General features: G+C 71.9%; 21 protein-coding genes. 1 reads left to right on the top strand and 20 read right to left on the bottom strand.

Features of this window, described 5'->3' with window-relative positions; translation table 11 throughout:
- Positions 1-48 precede the first annotated feature (48 nt).
- The 14 genes from nucS to ACFQQL_RS14435 all read right to left on the bottom strand — a co-directional run bounded on the left by nucS (position 49) and on the right by ACFQQL_RS14435 (position 12,294).
- On the bottom strand, positions 49-744 hold the full coding sequence (gene nucS / locus ACFQQL_RS14370; RefSeq protein ID WP_382395581.1) for an endonuclease NucS: 696 nt from the start codon (positions 742-744) through the stop codon (positions 49-51).
- 98 nt (positions 745-842) lie between these two features.
- A complete protein-coding gene (locus tag ACFQQL_RS14375) occupies positions 843-1,250 on the bottom strand; it encodes a DUF2550 family protein (RefSeq protein ID WP_382395583.1) in 408 nt (135 codons plus the stop codon).
- A gap of 23 nt (positions 1,251-1,273) precedes the next feature.
- Complete coding sequence (locus ACFQQL_RS14380) at positions 1,274-1,537, bottom strand: F0F1 ATP synthase subunit epsilon (protein ID WP_382396142.1); 264 nt, start codon at positions 1,535-1,537, stop codon at positions 1,274-1,276.
- 40 nt (positions 1,538-1,577) lie between these two features.
- Positions 1,578-3,038, bottom strand: a complete 1,461-nt coding sequence (atpD, locus tag ACFQQL_RS14385; RefSeq protein ID WP_382395585.1) for a F0F1 ATP synthase subunit beta — start codon at positions 3,036-3,038, stop codon at positions 1,578-1,580.
- 17 nt (positions 3,039-3,055) lie between these two features.
- Positions 3,056-3,952, bottom strand: coding sequence for a F0F1 ATP synthase subunit gamma (locus ACFQQL_RS14390; protein WP_382395587.1), 897 nt, complete (start codon positions 3,950-3,952; stop codon positions 3,056-3,058).
- Positions 3,953-3,955: 3 nt separating this feature from the next.
- On the bottom strand, positions 3,956-5,596 hold the full coding sequence (atpA, locus tag ACFQQL_RS14395) for a F0F1 ATP synthase subunit alpha (RefSeq protein ID WP_382395589.1): 1,641 nt from the start codon (positions 5,594-5,596) through the stop codon (positions 3,956-3,958).
- Positions 5,597-5,670: 74 nt separating this feature from the next.
- Positions 5,671-6,486, bottom strand: a complete 816-nt coding sequence (locus ACFQQL_RS14400) for a F0F1 ATP synthase subunit delta (protein ID WP_382395591.1) — start codon at positions 6,484-6,486, stop codon at positions 5,671-5,673.
- Complete coding sequence (locus ACFQQL_RS14405; protein WP_382395593.1) at positions 6,486-7,064, bottom strand: F0F1 ATP synthase subunit B; 579 nt, start codon at positions 7,062-7,064, stop codon at positions 6,486-6,488. The genes ACFQQL_RS14400 and ACFQQL_RS14405 overlap by 1 nt, the downstream gene beginning before the upstream one ends.
- Positions 7,064-7,291: an ATP synthase F0 subunit C gene (gene atpE / locus ACFQQL_RS14410; RefSeq protein WP_382395595.1), complete on the bottom strand. Its 228-nt coding sequence runs from the start codon at positions 7,289-7,291 to the stop codon at positions 7,064-7,066. The genes ACFQQL_RS14405 and atpE overlap by 1 nt, the downstream gene beginning before the upstream one ends.
- A 107-nt stretch (positions 7,292-7,398) precedes the next feature.
- Entirely contained in the window at positions 7,399-8,193 is a 795-nt protein-coding gene (gene atpB, locus ACFQQL_RS14415) for a F0F1 ATP synthase subunit A (RefSeq protein WP_382395597.1), read from the bottom strand.
- 243 nt (positions 8,194-8,436) lie between these two features.
- Positions 8,437-8,958 (bottom strand): hypothetical protein, encoded by a 522-nt coding sequence (locus ACFQQL_RS14420; RefSeq protein WP_382395599.1) that lies wholly within the window; start codon positions 8,956-8,958, stop codon positions 8,437-8,439.
- A complete protein-coding gene (locus ACFQQL_RS14425) occupies positions 8,955-10,079 on the bottom strand; it encodes an MraY family glycosyltransferase (RefSeq protein ID WP_382395601.1) in 1,125 nt (374 codons plus the stop codon). The genes ACFQQL_RS14420 and ACFQQL_RS14425 overlap by 4 nt, the downstream gene beginning before the upstream one ends.
- Entirely contained in the window at positions 10,076-10,732 is a 657-nt protein-coding gene (locus ACFQQL_RS14430; protein WP_382395603.1) for an L-threonylcarbamoyladenylate synthase, read from the bottom strand. The genes ACFQQL_RS14425 and ACFQQL_RS14430 overlap by 4 nt, the downstream gene beginning before the upstream one ends.
- A 50-nt stretch (positions 10,733-10,782) precedes the next feature.
- Positions 10,783-12,294 carry an outer membrane protein assembly factor BamB family protein gene (locus ACFQQL_RS14435; protein ID WP_382395605.1) on the bottom strand — a complete coding sequence of 504 codons (1,512 nt, stop codon included), beginning with the start codon at positions 12,292-12,294 and terminating at the stop codon, positions 10,783-10,785.
- Between the two features lie 48 nt (positions 12,295-12,342).
- On the opposite strand from ACFQQL_RS14435, the gene ACFQQL_RS14440 reads away from it, so the two are divergent.
- On the top strand, positions 12,343-12,705 hold the full coding sequence (locus ACFQQL_RS14440; RefSeq protein ID WP_382395607.1) for a VanZ family protein: 363 nt from the start codon (positions 12,343-12,345) through the stop codon (positions 12,703-12,705).
- On the opposite strand, the gene prmC is transcribed toward ACFQQL_RS14440, so the two are convergent.
- From prmC to thrC, 6 genes are all read right to left on the bottom strand, one after another.
- Positions 12,689-13,570 (bottom strand): peptide chain release factor N(5)-glutamine methyltransferase, encoded by an 882-nt coding sequence (prmC, locus tag ACFQQL_RS14445; RefSeq protein ID WP_382395609.1) that lies wholly within the window; start codon positions 13,568-13,570, stop codon positions 12,689-12,691. The genes ACFQQL_RS14440 and prmC overlap by 17 nt on opposite strands.
- Complete coding sequence (gene prfA, locus ACFQQL_RS14450) at positions 13,557-14,678, bottom strand: peptide chain release factor 1 (protein WP_382395611.1); 1,122 nt, start codon at positions 14,676-14,678, stop codon at positions 13,557-13,559. The genes prmC and prfA overlap by 14 nt, the downstream gene beginning before the upstream one ends.
- A 124-nt stretch (positions 14,679-14,802) precedes the next feature.
- Complete coding sequence (rpmE, locus tag ACFQQL_RS14455) at positions 14,803-15,012, bottom strand: 50S ribosomal protein L31 (RefSeq protein WP_382395613.1); 210 nt, start codon at positions 15,010-15,012, stop codon at positions 14,803-14,805.
- Positions 15,013-15,189: 177 nt separating this feature from the next.
- On the bottom strand, positions 15,190-17,169 hold the full coding sequence (rho, locus tag ACFQQL_RS14460; protein WP_382395616.1) for a transcription termination factor Rho: 1,980 nt from the start codon (positions 17,167-17,169) through the stop codon (positions 15,190-15,192).
- 239 nt (positions 17,170-17,408) lie between these two features.
- Positions 17,409-18,305, bottom strand: a complete 897-nt coding sequence (thrB, locus tag ACFQQL_RS14465; protein WP_382395618.1) for a homoserine kinase — start codon at positions 18,303-18,305, stop codon at positions 17,409-17,411.
- A gap of 4 nt (positions 18,306-18,309) precedes the next feature.
- On the bottom strand, positions 18,310-19,410 hold the full coding sequence (thrC, locus tag ACFQQL_RS14470) for a threonine synthase (RefSeq protein ID WP_382395620.1): 1,101 nt from the start codon (positions 19,408-19,410) through the stop codon (positions 18,310-18,312).
- Positions 19,411-19,412: the final 2 nt, after the last annotated feature.

Here is a 19,412-nt window from a genome sequence, read left to right on the forward strand (position 1 = left end):
AAGCCCCGGCACCCCGGCGACACCACCTGGCCGATCTGACCGCGCACGTCAGAACAGCCGCGACTCCACGTCGTCGAGCCCGCGCATCGCGTCGTAGTCGAGCACCACGCAGTCGATCCCCCGGTCGACGGCCAGCACCCGGGCCTGCGGCCTGATCTCCTGTGCGGCGAAGATGCCGCGGACGGGCGCCAGCAGCGGGTCCCGGTTGAGCAGCTCCAGGTAGCGCGTCAGCTGCTCGACGCCGTCGATCTCACCACGGCGCTTGATCTCGACGGCGACCGTCGCGCCGTCGGCGTCGCGGGCGAGGATGTCCACCGGACCGATCGCGGTCGGGTACTCCCGCCGCACGAGCTGGTGCCCCGGGCCGAGGATCTCGATCTGCTCGGCCAGCAGCTTCTGCAGGTGGGCCTCGACGCCGTCCTTCACCAGCCCGGGGTCCACGCCGAGCTCGACGCTGTGGTCCGCCACGATCTCGTGGACCCGCACCACCAGCTTGTCGTCCGTCTTGGCGTGCTGCACCGTCCAGACCTCGACGACCCCGGCACCGGCCTCGTCCTCGCTCGGCTCGCCGACCTCGAGCCGGCAGGGCGGGCTCATCCAGTTCAGCGGCTTGTACGAGCCGCCGTCCGAGTGGACCAGCACGGACCCGTCCGCCTTGACCATGAGCAGCCGCGTCGCCAACGGGAGGTGCGCGTCGAGCCGCCCCGAGTAGTCCACCGAGCAGCTGGCGATCACGACCCGCACGACGACCTCCTCCTGACCTGCTCCGTTCGCACGTTAGCCCTCGCCCCACGTCGTTCGGACCTTCGACCGGCATCCGCCGGACCGGCGACCCGCATCCGCTAGACCAGCGGCTCACCCCGAGGCGGTGCCGCCTCCAGCCAGCTCACCAGGCCTGCCAGCGACTCACGCCGCATGGCCAGGTCGACCTCTTCACCCTCGTACCGGCAGCGCACCTCGACGAACTCCTCGTCCAACCCGCCCCGGCGCTCGGAGAGCTCGAGACGCTCCCGCACGAACGTCCGTGCCGGCAGGAGCGACAACGACACGAGCCGGTACCACTGGACCCTGCCGACGCCGTAGACCGCTACTCCCCCGGACCAGTCCTTCCCGCCGCACTTCACGGCGCACTCGAAGGAGCCCACCCGACGGTCCAGCCGGTGCACCCGCACCTGGAAGAGGACCACGACCGTCACGACGACGACGGCGACCGCGGCCACGACCAGCCATACGATCCCCGTCGTCGTCAAAGAGGCCTACCTCGCGATCGCCGCTACTGTTCCGTTGCCCGGGCGCCGCGCTCGACCACGACCGTGACGGCGTCGTCGTCGACCGAGACGAAGCCCTCGTCGACCTCGAGCTCCACGGGCCCGCCGCCCGACGTCGGCGTGATCCGCACCGTTCCGGGCTTGAGCAGGGCGAGGACCGGCTCGTGACCGGTCAGGATGCCCATCGACCCGTCCGCGGCGGGGACCACCACGGACGATGCCTCGCCGCTCCACAGCGCGGCCGTCGTCGAGACGACGTCCACATTCATCGCCACGCTGGCGACCTCCTCGACCTGGTTGGGAACGGGCTCAGCGCATCTCGGACTGGAGCTTCGACCACGCCTTCTCGAGATCCTCGAGCCCGCCGATGTTGTAGAAGGCCTGCTCCGGCACGTGGTCGTACTCGCCGTCGGAGATCTTCTTGAAGGCCTCGATCGTCTCCGCGAGCGGGACGGTCGAGCCCGAGACACCGGTGAACTTCTCGGCCATGTAGGTGTTCTGCGAGAGGAACTGCTCGATCCGGCGCGCACGGGCGACCGTGATCTTGTCCTCCTCGGAGAGCTCGTCGACACCCAGGATCGCGATGATGTCCTGCAGTTCCTTGTTCTTCTGCAGGATCGTCTTCACCCGGGTCGCGACGTCGTAGTGCTCCTGGCCCACGTACTGCGGGTCGAGGATGCGCGACGTCGACGCCAGCGGGTCCACCGCCGGGTACAGGGAGCGGGCCGCGATCTCACGGGAGAGCTCCGTGGTGGCGTCCAGGTGCGCGAACGTCGTCGCGGGGGCCGGGTCCGTGTAGTCGTCGGCGGGGACGTAGATCGCCTGCAGCGAGGTGATGGAGTGGCCACGCACGGAGGTGATGCGCTCCTGCAGCTGCCCCATCTCGTCCGCGAGGTTCGGCTGGTAGCCCACCGCGGAGGGCATGCGGCCCAGCAGCGTCGAGACCTCCGAGCCGGCCTGCGTGAACCGGAAGATGTTGTCGATGAACAGCAGCACGTCCTGCTTCTGCACGTCGCGGAAGTACTCCGCCATCGTCAGCGCGGACAGCGCGACCCGCAGACGCGTCCCCGGCGGCTCGTCCATCTGACCGAAGACCAGCGCGGTCTTGTCGAAGACGCCGGCCTCGTCCATCTCGTGGATCAGGTCGTTGCCCTCACGCGTGCGCTCACCGACACCGGCGAACACGGACACACCGCCGTGGTCCTGCGCCACGCGCTGGATCATCTCCTGGATGAGCACGGTCTTGCCGACGCCGGCGCCGCCGAACAGGCCGATCTTCCCGCCCTGCACGTAGGGGGTCAGCAGGTCGATGACCTTGATGCCCGTCTCGAACATCTGGGTCTTGGACTCCAGCTGGTCGAACTGGGGCGGCTCACGGTGGATCGGCCAGCGCTCGTTGATCTCGAGCTGCTCGCCCTCCTCGAGGTTGAGCACCTCGCCGATGACGTTGAAGACGTGGCCCTTCGTGACGTCACCGACCGGCACGGAGATCGGGGCGCCGGTGTCGACGACCTCGGCGCCGCGCACGAGGCCGTCGGACGGCTTCAGTGCGATGGCGCGCACGAGGTTGTCACCGAGGTGCTGGGCGACCTCGAGCGTCATCGTGAACGTGTCCTCACCGAGGGAGACCTCGGTCGTGAGGGCGCTGTACATGTCCGGGATGGCGTCCGACGGGAACTCGATGTCGACGACGGGGCCGGTGACGCGGGCGATACGGCCCACGCCGGGCCCTCCCGTCTGCTGCGTCGAGTCGGTGGCAGTGGCGGTCATTGGTCCTTTGTCCTTCCTCAGCTCGACGCTGCGAGCGCGTCGGCACCGGAGACGATCTCGGAGATCTCGGTGGTGATGTCGGCCTGACGGGCGCTGTTCGCCAGTCGGGTGTACTCGCGGATGAGGTCCTCGGCGTTGTCCGTGGCGGTCCGCATGGCCTGCTGCCGGGCGGCGAGCTCGGACGCGGCCGCCATGAGCAGCATCGAGTGGATGCGGCGCCGCACGTACATCGGCAGCAGCGCGTCGAGCACCTCCTCGGCACTGGGCTCGAACTCGTACATCGGCGTCGGCTCGCTGCCCGGCTCGGCGACGCCCTCGACGATCTCCAGCGGCAGCATGCGCCGGGACTCGGGCACCTGGCTCACCATGGAGGCGAAGCGCGTGTACACGACGTGCACCTCGCTGACGCCGCCCTCCGCCACGGGGGCGAGGTAGGCGCCGAGCAGCGCGTCCGCGATCTCGTGCGCCCGCTCCACGGTCGGGGAGTCCGACCCGCCGACCCAGGTCTCGGCCATCGGCCGGCCACGGAACCGGAAGTAGCTCTCGCCGCGGCGTCCGCTGACGTAGACGACCGGCTCCTTGCCCTCCTCGCCGAGCCGCTCGATGAGCCGCTCGGTGGCCCGGAGCACGTTGGCCGAGTAGGCGCCGGCCTGGCCGCGGTCCGAGGTGACCACGAGGATGGCGACCTTCTTGGTGTCGGTGCGTCCCTCGATCAGCGGGTGGTCGAGGTTGGCGTGCGACGATACCGCGGAGACCGCCCGGACGAGCGCCCGGGTGTACGGGTCGGACGCCTGCGCCGCGGCACGAGCCTTGCCGATGCGCGAGGCCGCGATCAGCTCCATGGCCCGGAACATCTTCTTCAGGGTCTGGGTCGCCCGGATCTTCTGCTTGTAGACCCTCTGCTCACCGGCCATCGGTCAGCCTCGCTTCGCGCGGACGATCTGCTCCTGCTCCTGCTCAGCCTCGACCTCGTCCGGGTAGCTCTCCGGCTCGGCGCCGAGCGCGTCACCCGACGCGCCCAGGAAGCCCTTGCGGAACTCCTCGACGCCGGCGCGCAGCGCGGACTCGGTCTCCTCCTCGAACTTCCCGGTGGAAGCGATGTCGGAGAGCACCGAGGTGTGCCGCTTGAGGTGGTCGAGCATCTCCCGCTCGAAGCGGGCCACGTCCGCGACCTCGACGTCGTCGAGGTACCCGTTGGAGCCGGCCCAGATCGAGGCCACCTGCTCCTCCACGGGGTACGGCGTGTACTGCGGCTGCTTGAGCAGCTCCATCATGCGCTCACCACGGGTGAGCTGCTGCTTCGTCACCGGGTCCAGGTCGGAGGCGATCATCGCGAAGGCCGCCATCGCGCGGTACTGCGCCAGCGTGCTCTTCAGCGTGCCGGAGACCTTCTTCATGGCCTTGACCTGCGCGTCACCACCGACGCGCGAGACCGAGATGCCGACGTCGATCGCGGGGCGCTGGTTGGCGTTGAACAGGTCGGACTGCAGGAAGATCTGGCCGTCCGTGATGGAGATGACGTTCGTCGGGATGTAGGCGGAGACGTCGTTCGCCTTGGTCTCGATGATCGGCAGACCCGTCATCGAGCCGGCACCCATCTCGTCCGAGAGCTTCGCGCAGCGCTCCAGCAGGCGGGAGTGCAGGTAGAAGACGTCACCGGGGTACGCCTCGCGGCCCGGCGGGCGGCGCAGCAGGAGGGAGACCGCGCGGTACGCCTCGGCCTGCTTGGAGAGGTCGTCGAAGACGATCAGGACGTGCTTGCCGGCGTACATCCAGTGCTGGCCGATGGCCGAGCCGGTGTACGGGGCGAGGTACTTGAAGCCGGCCGGGTCGGACGCCGGCGCGGCGACGATGGTCGTGTACTCCAGCGCACCGGCCTGCTCGAGCGCGCCGCGGACCGCCGCGATGGTCGAGCCCTTCTGGCCGACGGCCACGTAGATGCAGCGGACCTGCTTCTCCGGGTCGCCCGAGTCCCAGTTGGCCTTCTGGTTGAGGATCGTGTCGATCGCGACGGCGGTCTTGCCGGTCTGCCGGTCGCCGATGATGAGCTGGCGCTGGCCGCGACCGATCGGGATCATGCCGTCGATCGCCTTCAGGCCGGTCTGCAGCGGCTCGTGCACCGACTTACGCGCCATGACGCCGGGCGCCTGGGCCTCCAGGTTGCGACGGCCCTCCAGCCCCGTGATCTCGCCGAGACCGTCGAGCGGCTCGCCCAGCGGGTCGACGACCCGGCCCAGGTAGCCCTCGCCGACGGGCACGGACAGCACGTCGCCGGTCCGGCGGACCTCCTGCCCCTCCTCGATGCCGTCGAACTCGCCGAGGACGATGACGCCGACCTCGCGCTCCTCGAGGTTCATCGCGAGGCCGAGCGTGCCGTCCTCGAAACGGAGCAGCTCGTTCGCCATGGCCCCCGGCAGGCCCGAGACCCGCGCGATGCCGTCGGCCGCGAACGTGACGTGGCCGACCTCTTCGCTCGCCGCCTTCGAGGGCTCGTACGAACTCACGAAGCTGTCCAGCGCAGCCCGGATCTCCTCGGGCTTGATCGTCAGCTCAGCCATTGCTCTTCCTTCGTCGTGTCTGCCGCCGGTGGTGGCGGTCGGTCATGTCTGTGTTGTCAGCCGGGCGGTGATGGTCAGCCGGCCAGGCGGCGGCGTGCGTCGGCGAGACGGGAGGCGAGGGTGGCGTCCACCACCTGCTCCCCGACCTGGATCCGCAGGCCGCCGACGACCTCCGGGTCGAGCCCGACGTGCACCTCGACCTCGCGGCCGTGCTGCCGCGTCAGGATGTCGGCGAGACGGGTGATCTGCTTGTCGGACAGCGGGACTGCCGAGGTCACGGAGGCCACGAGCCGCTGCCGACGAGCGGCCGCCATCTCCGCGATCTCCCGGAGCGCGACGTGCACCGAGCGGCCGCGGGGCGTCGAGGCGGCCCGCACCGCGAGCACCTCGGTCTCCGGACCGACCTTCCCGGCCAGCACGTCGGCCATGAGGCGTCCCCGCTCCTCCCCGGACCGCTCCCGCGCCGCCAGCGCGAGCCGCAGCTCCCGCTGGCCGTCGAGGATGCGGTCCAACCGGTACGCCTCGTCCTCGACCTCCTCCAGGCGGCCCGCGTGCTCCGCGGCCGCCAGGACCGAGGTCGTCCCCAGCGACTCGATGGCGTCGGTGAAGTCGCCGGGCTGCGACCAGCGTTCCCGCACGAGCCCGGCCACGAGGTCCGCGACGGCGGCGTCGACCTTGCCGCCGAGCACGGCCTCTGCGAGGCGGGCCCGGTCCTCACCCTCGCGGGAGGGCTCGGTCAGCGCGCGGCGCAGCGCGACGTTGGCCTCGAGCAGGTCGACCACGCCGAAGAGCTGCTCGCCGTAGGTCGCGGCCGTGTCGCCGGCGTCCCGCAGGACCGGCTCCCACCGCTCGCGCGCCTGGGCGAGCGACGCCGTCGAGGTCGCCCGCATCACGCCTCCCGGCCCGCGGCGGCCGACGCCTCGGAGGCACCGGCCGTGCTCTCGTCGGAGTCGAGCTCGTCGAGGAAACGGTCGATGACGCGGGACTGGAGCACCTGGTCGTTGACGGACTCCCCGACGATCCGCGACGCCAGCTCGGTGGCGAGCATGCCGACGTCGGCGCGCAGCGAGATCTGCGCCGCCTGCCGGTCCGCCTCGATCTGCCGGTGCGCGTTCTCGGTCACCCGCTCGGCCTCGGTGACGGCCTTGCTCCGCGCCTCGGTGACGATCTGCTTCGCCTCCTCCTGGGCGCGCTCCCGGATCTCGGCCGCCTCGCGCCGCGCGACGCCGAGCTCCTCGGCGATCTTGGCCTCGGCGTCGGCCGCGGCCTTCTCCGCACGCTCGGCCTGGGTGAGGCCGTGCTGGATCTTCTCCGCGCGCTCGTCAAGGACCGTCGTCAGCCGCGGAAGGGCGTACTTCACGAGGAAGACGGCGATGATGACGATGCAGACGGCCGACCAGATGATGTCGTACCACGCCGGGATCAGCGGGTTCTGCGTCGCCTCCTCGGCCAGCAGCACGGGAGACATCAGGCAGCCGGGAAGACGAAGCCGGCCGCGAGACCGAGCAGACCGAGAGCCTCGACCAGCGCGATACCGATGAACATGTTGGTGCGCAGCGGGCCGGCCAGCTCGGGCTGACGGGCGATCGACTCCTGGGTCTTGCCGATGAGGACGCCGACACCGATACCGGGGCCGATGGTGGCGAGACCGTAGCCCACGGCCGCGATGTTTCCGATCAGTCCTGCGTTCTCCATGCGGAGTTCTTCCTTCCTGTGTGGCGTGACCTGCCGGTCACGTCGGGGGTTGCACCGCAGCGAGGGCCGCGGGGGCGTCTGGGGTTGTGGGCACCGTCCCTGGCGGCTCAGTGTGCCTCGACGGACAGCTGGATGTACACGGCGGACAGCAGGGCGAAGACGTACGCCTGCAGGAACGCGATGAAGACCTCGAGCAGGGTGAAGGCGAGCCCGCCCGCCAGCGTGATCACGCCCGCGGCGGCGAGCGCCCCGCCCGCGTCGAGGAAGAGGTAGTGGGTGGCCGCGAAGCACAGCACCAGCAGCAGGTGCCCGGCGATCATGTTCGCCAGGAGACGGACGGTGAGCGTGACCGGCCGGAGGATGAACGTCGAGATCAGCTCGATCGGCGCCAGCAGGATGTAGACCGGCCACGGCACGCCCGGCGGGAAGAGCTGCTCCTTGAAGAAGGACACCGTGCCGTGCGCCTTGATGCCGGCACGGACGAACGCGACGTACGCGACGACGGCGAAGACGAGCGGCACCCCGATGACCGACGAGCCGGCGAGGTTGAGGAACGGCAGGACACCGGTGATGTTGAACGCCAGGACGCCGAAGAAGATGACGGCGATCATCGGGGTGTACTTCCGGCCGAGCTCCTTGCCGAGCGTCTCCTCGGCGATGCCGCGCCGGACGAAGTCGACCGCCATCTCCCCGAGCGACTGGATGCGGCTGGGCACGAGCTGGGTCCGGCGCGCGGCCAGCCAGAAGAAGAGCACCAGCCCGGCGACCGCGATGAACCGGACGAGGGTCACGCGGTTGAACTCGAAGATCGTCCCGTCGCCGAACAGCGCCGGCGGGAAGAAGTCGGCCAGGCTCGGCGGGTGGAATCCACCGCTCTCCTCACCGTGGGAGGCTGCGAGCACGGTGCTGGAGAGCGTCAACGACGATGCGGCAGACAGGGCGTCCCCCTGGGTGGGCTCGAGTCGGTCACAGTCGGGTTCCGGGCACGTCCGACGACGGGCGTCGATCCGGGAACACAGAGAGCCTAACGTATGCGCGGGTGTGCTCCGAACCGCGGTCTCATGCCGGAGAGCGGCTGCCGCGGTGACATCCGGCACGCGGCCGCGGCGAGGGTCGTCGGCTCCGGCGGCCCGGCCGGTCCGGCGTCAGCCCTGGGACGTCGACGGGCCCTCGGACGACGGACGGCCGCCGGTGTCCGGGTCGGCCTCGTCGTCCGGCGTCGGGACGACCGGGGCGGACGGCGTGGGCTCGACGGTCGGCATCCGGGTGGTCATCACCCCGACCGCCTCGATGAGCAGAGAACCGATGACGGCGACCACGAGGACCCCGAACAGCACGCCGGGGTCGTAGAAGTCGCGTCCGCGCAGCAGCACGAGCACCCCGAAGACGAGCAGCAGCTTCACCAGCAGCCCGACGACGACCGCCACGTTGACGACCGTCAGCGGCCGGTCCGCGGTGAGCAGCATCGTCACCACGGTGGCCACCATGAACAGCGCGGCGATGGTCGCCCCGAGGAGGGCGCCCCACACGCCGGGCATCCCGGCGAGGAGGTACCCGACCACTCCCCCGCCGACGGCGAGGACCGCCACCAGGACGGCGGTCCGGCGGATCATGGTGGAGTACATCGCGCGGACGGCGACGTGCGTGCTGCTCTCGGGCTGGCTCATCGGGTGTGCTCTCTCGTGCTGGGGGCGGTGCTCGACCGCAGGCCGGGCAGCTGCGTCCAGGTGATCACGGCCGCGACGACGGCGGCGACCCCGGCGCCGACGGCCACCTGGCCAGGGCTGAAGGTGACGAGCGCGACGGCGCTGAAGGAGACCACCGCCGTCCACAGGTACAGGATCAGGGTGGCACGGCGCTGGCTGTGGCCGAGGTCCAGGAGGCGGTGGTGCAGGTGCATCCGGTCCGGGTGGAAGGGCGACTTGCCGGCGCGGAGCCGCCTGACCACCGCCAAGGTCATGTCCAGCAGGGGCAGCAGCAGCACCGCCACGGGCAGCAGGATCGGCACGTACGCCGGCAGCACCTGTGAGGTGGTCACGTTCGCGGGGTCGATCTGGCCGGTCACCACGATCGCGGCGGCTGCCACGGTCAGTCCGAGCAGGTACGCACCGGAGTCACCCATGAAGATGCGGGCGGGGTGGAAGTTGTGCGGCAGGAACCCGATGCAGGCACCCACGAGGGCCGCGATCACCGCCGTCGCGACGTTGGAGAAGTCGCCGGGTGACGCGGTGCGGGTGAGCAGGTAGGAGTACAGGAAGAACGCGCCGCCGCCGATCGCGATGAGACCCGCCGCAAGCCCGTCCAGCCCGTCCACGAAGTTCACCGCGTTGATCGCGACGATGACGACGAGGATCGTCGCGAAGAGCGACAGCCGGGAGGAGCCGATCGTCAGCCCGAACACCGGGAAGGTGATGAGCTGGACGCCGTTCCAGGCCATGAACCCGGCCGCGAGCACCTGCCCGACCAGCTTGGTCATCCAGTCCAGCTCCCAGATGTCGTCCGCCACCCCGAGCAGGCAGACGATCACCGCGCCGGCGAGGATGGCCCACACGACGCGGGACTGGTCGAACGCCCCGCCGAGGAACGGCACCTGGGATCCCACGAGCAGCGCGACGGCCAGGCCGGCGAGCATCGCGAGGCCGCCGAGCCGCGGAATCGGCGTGGTGTGCACGTCGCGGTCCCGCACGGCGGTCATCGCGCCGGTCGCCAGGGCCAGCCGTCGCACCACCGGGGTGGACAGGAATGTCACCGCCGCGGCCGTCAGCAGGACGAGCAGGTAGACCCTCACGCCGGGGCCGCACCCGACTCGCGCAGCTCCGGCGCGACGGCGGCGAGCTGCTCCACCGAGAGCGCACCGTGCCGCAGCACGGTCAGGCGTTCGGCCGTCGCGTCCAGGATGGTCGACGCGACCGCCCCGCGGGACGGTCCGCCGTCGAGGTAGAGGGAGACCGCGTCGCCGAACGACTCGACGGCCTCCTGCGCCGTCGTCGCCGCCGGGCGGCCGGAGAGGTTCGCGCTGGAGACCGCGAGCGGACCGGTCCGGCGCAGCAGCTCCAGGGCGATCTCCTCGTCCGGCATGCGCAGGGCCACCGTGCCGTCGGTGTCCCCCAGGTCCCAGGCCAGCGACGGCTGGGCCAGCAGCACGACCGTCAGCGGTCCGGGCCAGAACTCCGCGACGAGGTCCCGCACGACGTCGGGGACCTCGGTCGCGAGGCCGTCGAGCGCCGCCGTGTTGCCGACGAGCACCGGCGGTGGCATCTGCCGCCCACGGCCCTTGGCCGCGAGCAGCGCGGCCACGGCGTCGGCGTCGAAGGCGTCCGCGGCGATGCCGTAGACGGTGTCGGTCGGGATGACGGCGAGCTCGCCGCGCCCGAGGACCTCGACCGCGGCGTCGAGTCCGGCGGCGCGCTGCTCGGGATCCTGGCAGTCGTGCACACTCACGCGAAGAGTCTGTCACGTGCCGGGCCCCCTCCGGACCGGACGTGCCGGGCTCAGCCGAGGCGGACCGGGTAGACGTCCGTCCCGACCTGGACGGCCTCCGCCGTGGCGCGGAAGTCTCGGGCCTCCCCCGGCCCGTCGGCGGCAAAGGGCACGTCGACCGTCATCGCCCGCTCACCGTCCAGGACGGTCACCGCGTGGAACTCGCCGCCGACGAGGTCGTGCCCGCTCCAGACGACGATCGTCCGGTCGGCTGGAGCCCGGTACTCGTCGCGGTACACGTAGTTCCAGGTCAGGCCGGTGGCGCGCGTGCCGATCACGGTACGCGGGACGTCGATCTCGACGAGCCCGCCGTGCACGGTGTCGTACAGGAGGAGGCGGTCGAGCGCCTGCGTCGTCGTGGCGTCATGGAACCCGCGGGCGAAGCCGGACATCTGCTGCGCCGCCGACGCGGGCTCGAGCGGCAGCAGCACCGCGGACTGTCGCCCATAGGGGTCGTCAGCGAACTCGAACCCGTCCACAGCCGAGGACATGGAACGCCCGCGCTCGTCGACGAGCTGCACCGTTCCTCCCACGTCGTCGACCGTCCTGACGTAGCCGTCCACCTGGTTGAAGGAGGACGGGGGGACGGGATGGGTGCTCTCCACGGTCCACCTGTCGCCCGTCGCCTGCGTACCACGGACCTCGGCAAAGTCCGCCTCCACGATCGTCGAGCCGAGGAGGAACTCATAGTCGTGCTCGCGGCCCGCGACACCTTCGATCACCGTCGACCCGTCCGCGGCGCGCAGCACGGCGTACTCGGGATCGTCGTCCTCACCTGCCCGGTCGACCAGGATGTGGTCGCTGTCGCCCACCTGCCAATCCCGGCCGGGGTTGTAGCTCTCCGGCCGCCCGGCCACCGTCCCGGGACTTCGCCAGAGCACCGTGCCGGTCTCCCGAGCGAGCCCGATGGTCTCAGGATCGTCCGGGAGCACGATGACACCGTCGGTGACCGTGTCGGGGGCGCTCCCACGGACCGAGCCGTAGAGCTCGTGCCGCCAGAGGACCTCGCCCGTGCTGACCGCCAGCGCGGTGAGCACCGGGTCCTCGGCATCCCGGTCCCCCCAGACGAGCACCTGGTCGTCGCTGATCATGCCCCCGACTTCGTCGCCGCCGTCGACGACCGGCTCCGAGGTCCACGTGATCTCGCCGGACTCCGCACGGCTCGTGATCTGCCCGGAGCCCAGGGCGAAGACGAACGATTCGCCGTCGGAGTCCAGGAGCCGCTCGGCGTCCCCGACCGTGAAGCCGTCGGGCTCGACATGGCCGATCCGCGGGACGAGCAGGCCGGCGGCGGCCAGGGCGAGCGCTCCCGCGAGAACGACCACGCGCCGAGGACCGCGGCCCGCGAGGCCGATGACGGCGAGCCCTGCGACCGCCACGGCGATCCCGAGCAGCCAGGCTCCCCAACCCCACATCCGCCAGATCGTCGCGGCTCCGAGGACCGTCCCCACCACCACGAGCCCGAGCCCGAGGACGGTGCCTCGTCGGCCGGGACGGGCCGCGCCGCCCTTCCGCTCCCCCACGGGCGCGAGTCTCGCACGGCTGGGCGGCCGACCTGAGACGCTGGTCCGATGACGAGACGCGTCGCCTGGTCCGCAGCACTCGTCCTCGCGCTCGCGATCCAGCTCCTCGTCCTGTACCTGCCGCAGACGCCGGACGCCCCGGGCGTGACCGTCCCCGGCCTCGACAAGGCCGTGCACCTGATGGTCTTCGGCGCGGTGACCCTCGCCGGGCTGCTGGCGGGCCTGCCCCGGGTCGTGGTGGTGGGCTACGGCGTCGCCCACGCCGTGGTCAGCGAGCTGGTCCAGCACCTGCTGCTGGCAGACCGGAGCGGTGACGTGCTCGACGTCCTCGCGGACCTGGTCGGCGTCGCCGCGGCCGTGTGGGTCGTCACCGCCCGAGAACGGCGCGACCAGGTCAGCGAGTCGCCGTGACGAACCGCTCCCGGCCGGTGAGGTCGCGACCGCTCTCCGCCGACCGCAGACCCGCGTCGGTGACCATCCGGCGGACCGCCTCGGCCTGGACCTCGGCGTGCTCCATGACGAATCGGCCACCCGGCCGCAGCAGCCGCACCGCGGACGCGACGACGGCGCGCGGGACCTCCAGCCCGTCGGCGCCGCCTCCGTAGAGGGCCATGTCGGGCTCGTGGTCGCGAACCTCGGGGTCGACCGGCTCGGCGTCCGGTGGCACGTAGGGCGGGTTGGAGACGACGACGTCGACGCTGCCGTCCAGCTCGGGAAGGGCGCTCGCCGCGTCACCCTGGACCAGCCGCACGTCCGGTGCGTGGTCTGCGACGTTCGTGGTCGCGATCGCGAGGGCGTCCGCGGAGAGCTCGACGGCGTGGACCTCGGTACCCGGCACCTCGGTGGCGAGGGCGACGGCGATCGCCCCGGAGCCCGTGCACAGGTCGACCACGACCGGGTTCCGCCCCTGGCGCCGGACCGCGCGGGCCGCGTCGATCGCGACCCCCGCGACGACCTCGGTCTCCGGCCGCGCCACGAACGCGCCGGGCCCGGCGGTCAGGACGAGCCGGCGGAAGCCCATGGTTCCGGTGATGTGCTGCAGGGGCTCGCGCCGCCGGCGACGGTCCACGAGCTCGGCGAACCGTGCGAGGTCCTCGGCGGTCGGGTCCGGCGCGAGCAGGAGGGGGCGGCCCAGCACGTGCTCGGCGAGCAGGCGCGCGTCGACGTCGGGTGACGGTGCGTCCGCCTCGGCGAGGATCCGGGAGGCGCCGGCGACCGCGGCGCGCCACGTGGTGGGCTGCCGAGCCGGCCCGGACGCGGTGTCAGGCGCTGCCAAGTCGCGCCGCCTCGTCCATCGAGACCGCCGAGGCGATGACCGGGTCCAGGTCGCCGTCGAGGACCTGGTCGAGGTTGTAGGCCTTGTACCCGGTGCGGTGGTCGGCGATCCGGTTCTCGGGGAAGTTGTACGTGCGGATCCGTTCCGAGCGGTCCACGGTCCTGACCTGGGAGCGGCGCTGCTCGGAGGCGGCGGCCTCCGCCTCCTCCTGCCGCGCGGCGAGCAGCCGGGCACGCAGCACGCGCATGGCCTGCTCGCGGTTCTGCAGCTGGGACTTCTCGTTCTGCATCGACACCACGATGCCGGTGGGCAGGTGGGTGATCCGCACGGCCGAGTCCGTCGTGTTGACCGACTGCCCGCCGGGTCCGGAGGAGCGGTAGACGTCGATCCGCAGGTCGTTCTGGTCGATCTCCACCTCGCCGGGGTCATCCACCTCCGGCAGCACCAGCACGCCGGCGGCCGAAGTGTGGATCCGGCCCTGGGACTCGGTGACCGGCACTCGCTGCACCCGGTGCACACCGCCTTCGTACTTCAGGCGCGCCCACACGCCCTCGGCCGGCTCGCTCGGCGCGGATCGGGTCTTGATGGCGACCGAGACGTCCTTGTACCCACCGAGGTCGGACTCGGTGGCGTCGAGCACCTGCGTGGTCCACCCCAGGCGCTCCGCGTAGCGCAGGTACATCCGGAGCAGGTCGCCGGCGAAGAGAGCCGACTCCTCGCCCCCCTCCCCCGCCTTGACCTGGAGGATCACGTCCCTGCCGTCGTCGGGGTCGGTGGGCAGCAGCACCCGCCGGAGCTCCTCGGCGGCCTGGCTCGCCGCCGCCTCGAGGGCGGGGAGCTCCTCCGCGAACGCGACGTCGCCGTCCGCGAGCTCACGGCCGGCGCCGAGGTCCGCGACGGCGGACTCGTGGGCCCGGTACGCCCGCACGATGCGACCGAGCTCGGCGTAACGGCGCCCGAGCGAGCGGGCGCGCCCGGGGTCGGCGTGCACCGCGGGGTCGGCCAGCTCCCGTTCGATCTGCGCGTGCTCCGCGAGCAGCGGCTCGACGGCGCGGGCCTGGTCGGGGATGACCTCGCCCACGGCCGGCTGCTCGGGGTGGGTGCTCACGGCGTGTCCTGGGACCTTCTCGTGGGTGGGGCAGGCAGAGACGGCAAGGGTGGGTGGGAAGGCAGAGACGGCGACGCCGGCGGGACCGCGGCTGTCCGCGGCCTCCGCCGGCGCTGGGGCGTCGCTACTTCTTCTTGCCGTAGCGGGCCTGGAAGCGGGCCACGCGGCCACCGGTGTCGAGGATCTTCTGCTTGCCGGTGTAGAAGGGGTGGCAGTTGCTGCAGACGTCGGCGTGGATCTCACCGGACGTCGCGGTGCTGCGAGTGGTGAAGGTGTTGCCGCACGTGCACGTCACCTGCGTGACGACGTACTCCGGGTGGATGCCCTGCTTCATGGATTCTCCTAGGTCGTTCCTGCCCCGGGTCGCACGCGGGCGCGTGCGTGAACCGGAAGCCGACTGGTCAGTCTGCCAGACCCGGCACCCGGCCGACAGTGGGCCGTCGCCGTTCCTGACGCTTCGGGAGCAACGTCACACCCCCGCGGGATGTTCCCGCCGGGGATGGACGCCGACTCAGCGGATCGCGAGCTCCGGCTCGCCCTGCGGCGCCGGGGTGTTCTTCTGCACCGTCATGAGGAACTCGGCGTTCGAGGCGGTCTCCCGGAGCTTGCCGAGCAGCAGGTCGGAGGCCTGCTGCTGGTCGAGCGCCCCCATCACGCGGCGGAGCTTCCAGATGATCTTGATCTCCTCGGATCCGAGCAGCAGCTCCTCGCGGCGGGTGCCCGAGGCGTTGACGTCCACCGCCGGGAAGATGCGCTTGTCCGCCAGCTGGCGGGACAGCCGCAGCTCCATGTTCCCGGTGCCCTTGAACTCCTCGAAGATCACCTCGTCCATCTTCGAACCGGTCTCCACCAGGGCGGTGGCGAGGATCGTCAGGGAGCCGCCGTTCTCGATGTTGCGGGCGGCACCGAAGAACTTCTTCGGCGGGTAGAGCGCGGAGGCGTCCACACCGCCGGAGAGGATGCGGCCCGAGGCAGGTGCGGCCAGGTTGTAGGCCCGGCCGAGCCGGGTGATGCCGTCCAGCAGCACGACGACGTCCTGGCCCAGCTCGACGAGCCGCTTGGCCCGTTCGATGGCGAGCTCGGCGACCGTGGTGTGGTCCGTGGCCGGCCGGTCGAAGGTCGAGGAGATGACCTCGCCCTTGACCATGCGCTCGAAGTCGGTGACCTCCTCGGGCCGCTCGTCGACGAGCACCACCATGAGGTGGACGTTCGGGTTGTTCACCGCGATCGCGTTCGCGATCTGCTGCATGATGATCGTCTTGCCCGCCTTGGGCGGCGCGACGATGAGGCCGCGCTGCCCCTTGCCGATCGGCGCCACGAGGTCGATGACCCGGGGCGTGATCGCCTTGGGCGTGGTCTCCAGCCGCAGCTGCTCCTCCGGGTAGAGGGGGGTCAGCTTCGTGAAGTCCGGTCGCTTGCGGGACTGCTCGATGCTCATGCCGTTCACGGCGTCGAGCCGCACGAGCGCGTTGTACTTCTGCCGGCCGCCCTGCCGCTGCTCCTCGCCCTCGCGGGGCTGGCGCACGGCGCCGGTGATGGCGTCACCGCGACGCAGGCCGTTCTTCTTGACCTGCCCCATGGTGACGTAGACGTCGTTCGCGCCGGCGAGGTAGCCGGAGGTCCGCACGAACGCGTAGTTGTCGAGGATGTCGAGGATGCCGGCGACGGGCAGCAGGACGTCGTCCTCGCTGATCTCCGCGGGCTCCTCGATCGCGAAGTCGTTGCCACCGCCGCGGCCGCGCCGCTTGCGGTCGCGGTTCCGGTCCCGGTTGCGACGGCGGGAGCGGCCCGAGCGGCTCTCGGGGTCGCCGTCGTCCCGCCGGTTGCGGCCCCCGTTCGGGTCGCCGTTCGCGCCGTCGCCGGAACGACGGCGGGCCGCGGCCTCGCCGAGGGCGTCGAGGGACAGCTCGGACTGCTCGGCGGAGCGGTCCTGCTCGCCGCGGCGGGCACGCTCGGCCAGCTCGCGCTTGAGCGCCTCCTTGGCGTCCTCGGTCTCCTCGCCGTCGACCTGCTCGGGCCGGGGGGCGTGCTGGGTGTCCCGGGACTGCTGGGCCGGCTGACCCTGGCGGGACCTGGCGGGCCTGCGGTCCTGGTCCTGCCGGTCGCGGGCGGGCTCCGCCTGCTCGACCGGGGCCGAGCCGGGCTGGGTGGACGGCTCGACCGGTGCGGTCGTGGGAGCGGTGGCCCTGCGGGAGCGGCGCCGAGGCGCGGTGTCGGCCGCGCCGTCACCGCTCTCGCTCTGCCCGTCCCGGCTCTCGGCGGTGCCCCCGGGGCGCTCGGCAGCACCGTCCTGGGCGGGCTCCGCGGCGTCTCGACGGGACGCCTGAGCGTCCCGGATCGCCGTGATCAGGTCGCTCTTGCGCATCCGCGTCGTGCCCTTGAGGCCCAGCCGGCCGGCGATGGCCTGCAGCTCGGGGAGGCGCATGGTGGTCAACGAGCCCCCGTTGCTCTCGGAGTTGCCGGTGGAGGGGGCGTCGACGGTTTCGGTCACGAGGTTCCTTCCCTCGAGGTACGTCCTGATGAAGGACGCGGGTTCGGGTTCGCCCGGCCCGGGAGGCAGGGCGGACGGACGGCCCCGGGCACGCTACGCATCAACGTGACTGGCGGGGCTGGATGCACCGTCTTCCGGTGCTGTCGCCGCGGGAGTAGAGATCCGGGACGACGTCCGCAGGGGACTCGGTGCGCCTCGATGGTATCAGCACGTCGGCGGACGGCGAGCAACTTCGGTCCTCACGTGTCGATCAGGTGTGCGCCGTCCGGCGCGACGCCGGGGTCGAGCACCTGCCAGCCGTGCGCCGCGAGCGCGTCACCGGTGGCTCGATCGAGCGGCTCGAGCACCAGGATGCTGGGCCCGGCGCCGGAGACGACAGCGGGCCAGCCGGCGTCCCGCAGCGCCCGGACCGCGTCCGCCGTGGGCCGCATGACGTCCGCCCGGTAGTCCTGGTGGAGGCGGTCCTCGGTGGCCGCGAGCAGCAGGTCCGTGCGGCCGCCGAGAGCGAGCACCAGCAGCGCGACCCGGGCCACGTTGTGCGCGGCGTCATCGAACGGGACCTGCCGCGGCAGCACGCGGCGCGCGGAGGAGGTGGTGAGCGTCTCCTGCGGCACCAGCACGGTCGGCCGCAGGCCGGCGGCGATCGGGATCGCGACCGCGTGCGGTCCTTCGGCGTCCACCCACGAGGTCGTCGCACCCCCCAGGAGTGCCGGGGCGGCGTTGTCCGGGTGGCCCTCGAGCTCGGTGGCGAGACCGAGGAGCGTGTCGTCGTCCAGCGCCGACTGGTCGGAGATCAGGCCGCGCGCGGCGACCAGGCCGGCCACGACGGCGGCCGCGGACGAGCCCATGCCACGGCCGTGCGGGACCGCGTTGCGGCAGTGCAGCTCGAGACCGGCCTGAGGCGCTCCGGCCATCTCCAGCCCGGCGCGGACCGCCCGCACGACGAGGTGGTCCTCGCCGTCGGGCAGGGAGCCGTGCCCCTCGCCCTCGACGACCACGCGGGTCGGCCCGGCGACGGCCCGCACGGTGACGTCGTCCCAGACACCGAGGGCGAGCCCGAGCGCGTCGAAGCCGGGCCCCAGGTTGGCCGAGGTGGCCGGGACCCGGACCCGGACCTGCTCCCGCGCGATCCGCATCGCGCTACAGGCCGAGGATGTCGGTGACGGCGTCCAGGGTCGGCGCGACGGTGTCGGTCGTCGTCTCGGCCCGGCCCAGCGCGGTGGCGGTGTCCTTCAGGCCGTTCCCGGTGACGGTGCACACCACCCGGGCGTCGTCCGGCACCTCGCCGGCCTCGGCGTGCGCCAGCAGCCCGGCCACGGACGCTGCGGACGCAGGCTCGACGAACACGCCGACCTCGGCGGCGAGCAGGGCCTGGGCGTCGAGGATCTGCGCATCGGTGACGGCGTCGATCCGTCCGCCGGAGTCCTCGCGGGCGGCCTCCGCGAGCGTCCAGGACGCGGGGTTGCCGATGCGGATGGCGGTGGCGACGGTCTCCGGGTGCTCGACGGTCGTGCCCTTGACGAACGGCGCAGCCCCCTCGGCCTGGACACCCCACATGCGCGGCACCCGGGTGGCCGCAGGCTCGAGCCGGGTGGCCGTCTCGTCCATCGACGCCGCCGTCGTCCGGCCGGCGTACTCGTTGTACCCCAGCCAGTAGGCGGAGATGTTGCCGGCGTTGCCGACCGGCAGGACGTGGATGTCGGGGGCGTCGCCGAGCACGTCGACGATCTCGAACGCCGCCGTCTTCTGCCCCTGCAGCCGGTACGGGTTGACCGAGTTCACCAGCGCCACGGGGTAGTCGTCGGCGAGCCGGCGCGCCAGGCGAAGGCAGTCGTCGAAGTTGCCGTCCACGGCCACCAGCCGCGCTCCGTGCACGATCGCCTGGGCCAGCTTGCCGGCGGCGATCTTCCCGGCCGGCAGCACGACGGCGCAGGTCAAGCCGGCACGGGCCGCGTAGGCGGCCGCCGAGGCGGAGGTGTTGCCGGTGGAGGCGCAGACCACCATCTCGGCGTCGGTGCCCGCGATCTGGGAGATCGCGGTCGCCATGCCGCGGTCCTTGAACGACCCGGTCGGGTTGGCCCCCTCGACCTTGAGCCAGACACGCGCCCCGACCCGTGCCGACAGCGCCGGGGCCTCGACCAGCGGGGTGCCGCCCTCACCGAGCGTGACGACCGGTGCGTCCGCTGCCAGCGGCAGCCGCTCGCGGTACTCCTCGATGATGCCGCGCCAGGGTCGTGCCACGG

Source organism: Georgenia alba (assembly GCF_042665525.1).
In the GTDB taxonomy this organism is placed as follows: domain Bacteria; phylum Actinomycetota; class Actinomycetes; order Actinomycetales; family Actinomycetaceae; genus Allobogoriella; species Allobogoriella alba.